This is a genomic window from Streptomyces sp. NPDC026417, from assembly GCF_055567695.1.
Genome location: NZ_JBVHPY010000079.1, coordinates 1 through 5129 on the forward strand (window position 1 = coordinate 1; position 5129 = coordinate 5129).

2 protein-coding genes and 5 pseudogenes are annotated in these 5129 nt (G+C 66.0%); 5 read left to right on the forward strand and 2 right to left on the reverse strand.

Going from position 1 to position 5129, the window contains the following annotated elements; all coding sequences use genetic code 11:
- Positions 1 to 434 precede the first annotated feature (434 nt).
- The 3 genes and pseudogenes from ACZ4NT_RS38615 to ACZ4NT_RS38625 form a co-directional block, all read left to right on the forward strand.
- Positions 435 to 766: pseudogene (locus ACZ4NT_RS38615) on the forward strand (helix-turn-helix domain-containing protein); the annotation flags it as partial.
- 6 nt (positions 767 to 772) lie between these two features.
- Positions 773 to 1284: pseudogene (locus ACZ4NT_RS38620) on the forward strand (transposase family protein); the annotation flags it as partial.
- 817 nt (positions 1285 to 2101) lie between these two features.
- On the forward strand, positions 2102 to 2692 hold the full coding sequence (locus tag ACZ4NT_RS38625; protein WP_467730091.1) for a transposase: 591 nt from the start codon (positions 2102 to 2104) through the stop codon (positions 2690 to 2692).
- Here the strand turns inward: ACZ4NT_RS38625 and ACZ4NT_RS38630 are convergent.
- A pseudogene (locus ACZ4NT_RS38630) lies at positions 2671 to 2979 on the reverse strand (IS110 family transposase); the annotation flags it as partial. The gene ACZ4NT_RS38625 and the pseudogene ACZ4NT_RS38630 overlap by 22 nt on opposite strands.
- Positions 2980 to 3221: 242 nt before the next feature.
- Here ACZ4NT_RS38630 and ACZ4NT_RS38635 point away from each other — a divergent pair.
- A pseudogene (locus tag ACZ4NT_RS38635) lies at positions 3222 to 3500 on the forward strand (transposase); the annotation flags it as partial.
- A 34-nt stretch (positions 3501 to 3534) separates the two neighbouring features.
- On the opposite strand, the gene ACZ4NT_RS38640 reads toward ACZ4NT_RS38635, so the two are convergent.
- Positions 3535 to 3891, reverse strand: a complete 357-nt coding sequence (locus ACZ4NT_RS38640; RefSeq protein WP_467730093.1) for a hypothetical protein — start codon at positions 3889 to 3891, stop codon at positions 3535 to 3537.
- 1139 nt (positions 3892 to 5030) lie between these two features.
- Between ACZ4NT_RS38640 and ACZ4NT_RS38645 the strand changes: the two are divergent.
- Positions 5031 to 5129 (forward strand): annotated as a pseudogene (locus ACZ4NT_RS38645) (IS5/IS1182 family transposase); the annotation flags it as partial.

The following is a 5129-nucleotide window of genomic DNA, read 5'->3' on the forward strand; positions in this document are numbered from 1 at the left end:
CGATCTCCCACAGCCCGTCCGGAACAATCCAACTCCACGTACCCCGCCCCATAACCAAGTCCAACGACCCAGCCCCACATAGGACACGGTCTAAGCACGACTTGGTAAGGGTGGCGGTCGACTGCCTTCCCTCGTTCAGCCGCCTCGGTGGTTCGCCTACCTGGGGGAGACGCCGAGTAAATCCCGATGTGTCATTTATCGCGGTTGTCGTGGCTTGGGCCATGCACGGTCTGAAGTATGTCTTGCTTTCCCGGGGTTCCGGCGCGCGCGTGGGATGGTCAGCGGGAACCGGTTCAACAGTCGTCCGGGTGCTCCGAATGTGCTCGCTCTCGGGATGGGCGCAGGTACTGCTGTTCAGATTGTGAGAGAGCCCTGACACTGGCAGCGGTGTTGAGTGCATTCCTGACCTTAAAGTCGGGTTGTCGTTGGGGCTGATGGTGATCGTCGAGGTCTGGCGGGTGCATGAGGTATCCGCACGGGGGGTGACCGCGGAGAGGCAAGCGCTTCGCGAGCGGATCCGGATGGAAGCAGCGGCGATGTTCGCCGAGGGGCGGGGCAGCACGAATATCGCGAGGGAAGTTACGGGTCAGCGACCGGTCGGTGCAGCGGTGGCGATGGGCTTGGGGGAGAGCGGCCGGGACGTGGTTCGCTCTCGCGGCCCGGTGTCCAGACGAGGCTGAGCGGGGCGCTGTTCACCGGGCTTGAGGAGGAACTGGCCAAGGGCCCGTCAGCGCACGGCTGGCCGGACCAGAGATGGACGGTTTCGGATGAGTTGTTCGAGTTGTTTCGCCGGGTAGTGTCGGAGACTGTGCTGGTGCGTCCGCAGGGCGGGGCCGCCGGCGGGCGGAGACTGCGAATGCTTGACCGCGATCGTGTTCGTGGCCGCATCGGGATGCCCGTGGTGGCAGTTGCCGCCGGTGCGGCCCGGCCCACCGTCTACCGCCGTTTCGCGCGGTAGAGCCAGCGGGTCTGGGCCCGTCTGCACTGCTTCATCCTCGACGAACTCGCCGGCCGGGGGAGCCATGGACTAGTCATGATTCGCTATTGGCTTTCGTCAGTGTCCGCGCCCTCAAAGGGGGCAGTTGACCGGACCGAATCCGACCGACCGCGGCAAGACGGGAACGAAAATCCACCTCGTCGTCGACCCGTGCCGGCCTGCCCGTCTCTGCCGCCAACACCCACGACAGCCTCACCCTCCAACCGCTGGTCATGGGCATCCCGCCCGTCCGCAGCCCCCGAGGACCACGGCGCCGCCGACCGGCGAAACTCCATAGCGACAAGGGAAAGCGACTTCTGCGGCAAGTATCGCTATGGCATCACATCCAGGCCGTCCGCCGGCTTCTGGGGAGCTGGGCTCCCCTGCTGCCTGCTCGGACGAGCTGCGGACATCACCGCGGTCGGCGCACACAAGATCATCCTTTATCTGTGAATGGTGACCTTCATCGCGTATGGCATTCGGTGATGCATCCGACAATCGATGCTATGAGGATCCGAACCATCGCGGATCGCGAGGTTGACCAGCATCAATGGTTTGCCATCTACAGTAAGTACCCAAGAGTGTGAGCATGGATTACTCAGGCATGGATCGGCATTTATGGGGAGGGTGTTGCGCAAGGGGAGTTGTGGGCTTTCGGTGGCCGCTGAAAGCCCACGCCCCCACAAGTTCCACATTGCTCCTAAAGGCCATTTTTCCAGCCTCACCCCTTTCCCTGAGGCTGGGTTGCCCGGCTAGCTCGCGCACGCTCAGCCGGGCGGGGCGGGACCTCACACCCCTCGACGGTCCCGCCCCACTAACGTGAATATTCTATACGCCTTCCGGTCCTTTTCGTGAGGACGGGAGGGAACCATCCCTTGGAGCGGCTCATGGACGGTTCCGCCGTGAGGGGCGGGGTCCTACCTGACCAGTACCCCGCCCCTACCTTTTGGGCCGAAGTCCATCCGCCCTGCCGGCTGCGCGTCAGGCGCGGCGCCGCCCGGGTGCGTTGAGACGGGCTGGATGCAGTGTCGGCCCTCACCTGCTGTGAGGGATTTTCCGCATACGGACCGGCAGGTGACGCTCCACCGGTACCGATTGGCGGTGGCGCCGCGATCGGTACGGGGTATGCCGGTTGCAGCGCGGGTGTATCAGGAATCCGCCGTATCACCGGCTCTAGTGAATGCGTACCTCGATACTGCGCTCTGGCTGAGCGCGGCCGCCGGATGGAGCGTATGGCTGTCCCGCCGGTGTTCGGGTCGGCCTCGCCCACCGTCTACCGGCGCTTCGCCCAGTGGAGCCGGGACTGTGTCTAGGCCCGGCTCCACCGCGTCATCCTCGACGAGTTCGGCGCTCGGTGCTAGGCCGTTTCGTTTAGATCATCGGATCGTTGGTCCGGGTGTGTCGTTGACTGACGCGCAGTGGACGCGGATCGAGCCGTTGCTCCCGGACCGGGCGCCGGTGCGCGGTGGTCGTTGGCGGGATCACCGGGAGGTGATCGACGCGATCGCCTTCAAGTTCCAGACCGGAACGCCCTGGGTGCACCTGCCGGAGAAGTACGGCAACTGGCGAGGCGTCTACAACCGCCTGCGGATGTGGGCCATCGACGGCACCTGGGAGCGTGTCTTCACCGCACTGATGGCCCAGGCCGGCGTCGACGAGGACCTCGACTGGGCGGTCTCGGTAGACTCCACGATCGTGCGGGCCCACCAGGGATAGAGGTCGGCGGTCCGCCGCATCGTCAGCCCTGGCAAATAGGCGACACGACAGCCGACATCCCGCGCGGCGGCCAGCGGCAGGGCGCCGATCGAGGCCGGCTGGTCGACCACGACCAGCACCGTTCCGTGCCTGGACTGGAGCTTCTCGAACAGCTCACGCAACCGCGGTTCACTGTTGGGCAGCGGCTTGTCGAACACCTTCTTGCCCGCAAGAGTCAGTGCGGTCCCGTGATGCTCACCCTTGCCGACGTCCAGGCCGAGGTAGACATCGACCTCGCCCTCGCTCACTCACCCTCCCCAGCAGACACCCTTCCCGGCCTCCGTTGCGGCATCAGCGTGCCGGCATCCACGTTACGAAGGCCTGCTCATCCCGAAGAGTGCGGATGAAGCGGTCATGCCCCTGATCAGCAGTCTGCCAATGCCTCCCGGCCCAGTGACACCACCTTCTCAACCATGATCGACAAGGGGCCAAAGTCATGCCGGGACCCGGAGACCGGGGACCCCATTTCGGGGCCACGAAAAAGGTAACGGGGCCGCTGACCGGACCGAATCCGACCGACCGCGGCAAGCTGGGATCGAAAATCCACCTGATCACCGACCGGAACGGACTGCCGATCTCGCTGGGGATCTCGGGCGCCAACATGCACAACAGCCTCGGCCTGGAACCGCTCGTGCGCGGGATCCCGCCCATCCGGTCCCGCAGCGGCCCACGCCGCCGAAGGCCGGCCAAGCTGCCCGCGGACAAGGGCTACGACTACGACCACCTGCGCCGCTGGCTCCGCAAACGTAGCCGCAGCCCTCATCTGTCACCGCCGACTCGTCCGTGTGGACTGGCATCACCAGTCAGCGTGAGGCTCCGACACTGCGGACCCAGACAACGAAGGGCCTGATCTCTCGCTCGGTCGCGGTCTGCTCCGAGAGGTTCTGTGCGTCGTCCAGGTCGGACCAGGCGATGAAGCCGGGCTCGCTGTCGGCCAGGAATCCCTCGACGACCGGACCGAGGTCGTCGGAAGCCACATAGGTACCGCTGAACGGCAGCGCATCCGGCGGCACAGAACCGGTCGAGCACCGGAGCTGTCCTGCCTGCGTGTCGTGCCACACGTAGAACGTCGCCACCCCGGAGAAACTCAGATCGCGAATGCGTTCCTCGATGGCAGCAGCAGTCCGCTCGAAGGCAGCCACCACCTCGGCAACGGACAACGAAACTCCTGTCCTCGTCAGCCGCACCCAGCGACCAGGAGTTGGTCTCCCACTCCATCCGCCGGTCAGTCGGCTCCAGCACCAGAGGCTCGTCCGCCACCTCAGCAGTCCACGTCAACAGCCCCACAGCGAGGCAGGGGACGGCGTCGACTGTTCAGGGGAGGCGCTGCTGGACGGAGAAGTGCCAGGAGAAGACGGCGCGGGGCCAGGCGTGCTGTTTTCGGGCGTCGCGGGCGGAGCGTCATCGGTGTCCTGGCCCTTCCCCAGGGCTGTTTGCTGCCAGTGTTGCCGCTGCTCGGGCGGTCCGGGGACGGGGCGCCTGGGCGCGGGTGAGGGAGGGTGGCGGGCACGGCGACCTGCTGTCCTGGATAGATTACGTCGGGATCGGTGCTGTACCCGTCTCGGTCTGCGCTGCTACGCCTTGCTGTCCCGGCCGCTCAAGCGTGACCAGTGTCCAGCCCGGCTGCAGGGAAAACCGCTGGACCTGAAGACGTGCCCGCCGGACATGGTGTGTCCCTCGTTGAGGGCAGCGATCTCGCCACCGCTCGCCATCGCCCAACTCCTCCTCGGCGATGCTCCACAGGCTCTCCGCGGGCCGGATTTCGCGCACCGTGTACGACCCGTGCCCTCCCGAAGCGGGAGCCGGCACTTCTGGGCCGTCCTGCCAAGGGACTGGGCCCGGGAAGTCTGGCCCGGCAGCGGTTGTCGTCGCGGCACCAGGATCGTGGCAGCACGCTGCGAGACACCCAGCCCGCGCGGTGCATGTCACCGCAGCCTCCGCAGTTGCGCAACCAGCTGCCGCGTCCGTGCAGAGCGTGAACTGCGCCCACCCGATCCAGCCGACCGCGAGCAGCAGGAGCAGGAACTCGGATCCGGTGTTCTGCCGGTCCAGCAGGTGGGCCAGATCGTTGTGGCGCCAGGATGCCGACCGTGACGGTCAGAACGAACAGGCTGAACACGGCCTGGCACACCGGACCAGGAGGCCGGCGGCTTGCCGGGCGGGGTGAGGGCGGGGTCTATCAGTTCCCTTCTGAGTGGCGTGGTTGGCCACCGACAGTGAGCCTCTTTCATCCTGTGCCGGCGGGTGAAACAGGCTGATCAGCGGGTCTGGTGACGAGGCAGGGCCCCTCGTCGTTGGCGTGGTGATTCCACTCATCACACCGGCGACCGAGAGGCCCTGTTGGTTCCGTATCCTTCCATGCTCGACGTCCCGTACGAGCTCGTTGAGCATGTCTCCT